At 36.1% G+C, this 1,190-nt stretch carries 1 protein-coding gene; it reads right to left on the reverse strand.

Annotated elements, in window-relative coordinates:
• Positions 1-20: 20 nt before the first annotated feature.
• A complete protein-coding gene (locus GOU96_RS17620) occupies positions 21-935 on the reverse strand; it encodes a hypothetical protein (protein ID WP_258503743.1) in 915 nt (304 codons plus the stop codon).
• Positions 936-1,190 lie beyond the last annotated feature (255 nt).

Consider the following 1,190-nt stretch of genomic DNA (forward strand, 5'->3'; position numbering starts at 1 on the left):
CCTTAGGCGGGCGTTATATGCTATCGAGATCTATTGTCCCAAAAGCTTGAAGTCATATCAAAGTTCAATTGATCGCAGTTTAGCTCTATTGATTTTTCGATAACTTTTGATTCTTGTGGATTAGCAAAACTATCCGAAGTGTTAATAGCTTGTTGGAGGTCTTCTATGGTTACGCCCTCTTTGAGATATACAATATCTTGTCCTAAATATCGAGATTCATCCAATGAAAAAAGTTTGTTAATGTGGGATGTGGCTTTCAATGTCATCCATATATATTCCTTCTGTCCTGTATGTACAAAAGAGCACGACCAGTTGTAAACTTTTTTAAGTTCACTAAAAGCTAAGGGGCTTTTAACAAAATCACTATCTTTTAAGAAATTAATCACTTTAAGTGCAGGGAAGTGATTGGATTTCTTAGTTTGATTGTCACTTAATTTTGTTGTGGATGAGTTAAAGCCTACCATTGCTTTTAACTTATTCTCGATAGCTAATCTTAAAATAAATGGGATTGAATAGATTTTATAAACGCTTGGTTGGCAATTTAAGTCGACATGTTGTTCGTAAGTGTCTTGCAATAAATTTGCGCGTGCTAGGTTAAACAATGTATGGCTTGGTAAGAGTTCTTGTCCATAGTGTAATGAATTTTCAAAGAGCTTGAGCTGGGAGTATTTAGTTGAAAATTGTGTAATATCACTCGTTAATAGTTTGCAAAGTTGTTTAATGTCGTATTTGGTTGGTGTTATTCCTAAGATAGGTTCAAGCAATTGAGGTTCTTCTAGGGCTTTGAGTAATAACTCCCCTTGTTCAACAATTATTTTTAAGTGTTGTTGTGGCTTTTCTAGCAATGTCGTAGGGTTAGGGAAATGACCTGAGTATCCTTTATTGTTGTATAGTGGATTTGCTCTAATTGCACTAAGGTATTGTTCTAGATTCATTTTTGTGTCATCCCATAGTCTAAAGTTGCAACCTACCACGCATATAACAAGCAATTCAAGCAGATTCGCAACGCTTGGCACTTTGAGTTTGAATCAGCTTTAGTGTTTACGGCACAAGGGTTGAGGTAGGTGGTAGCGTTGCTCACTACTTAATTGGGCGTTATAAGCAAGTTGAAGTTTGGGCTCTATAGGAAAGTAAAAAATGGAAGTTGAATATTTTGTGAATCGCCCAATTACGCCAGAGCAGTTTGTGGA

This window comes from Vibrio sp. R-1, assembly GCF_035615595.1.
Classification (GTDB): domain Bacteria; phylum Pseudomonadota; class Gammaproteobacteria; order Enterobacterales; family Vibrionaceae; genus Vibrio; species Vibrio cholerae.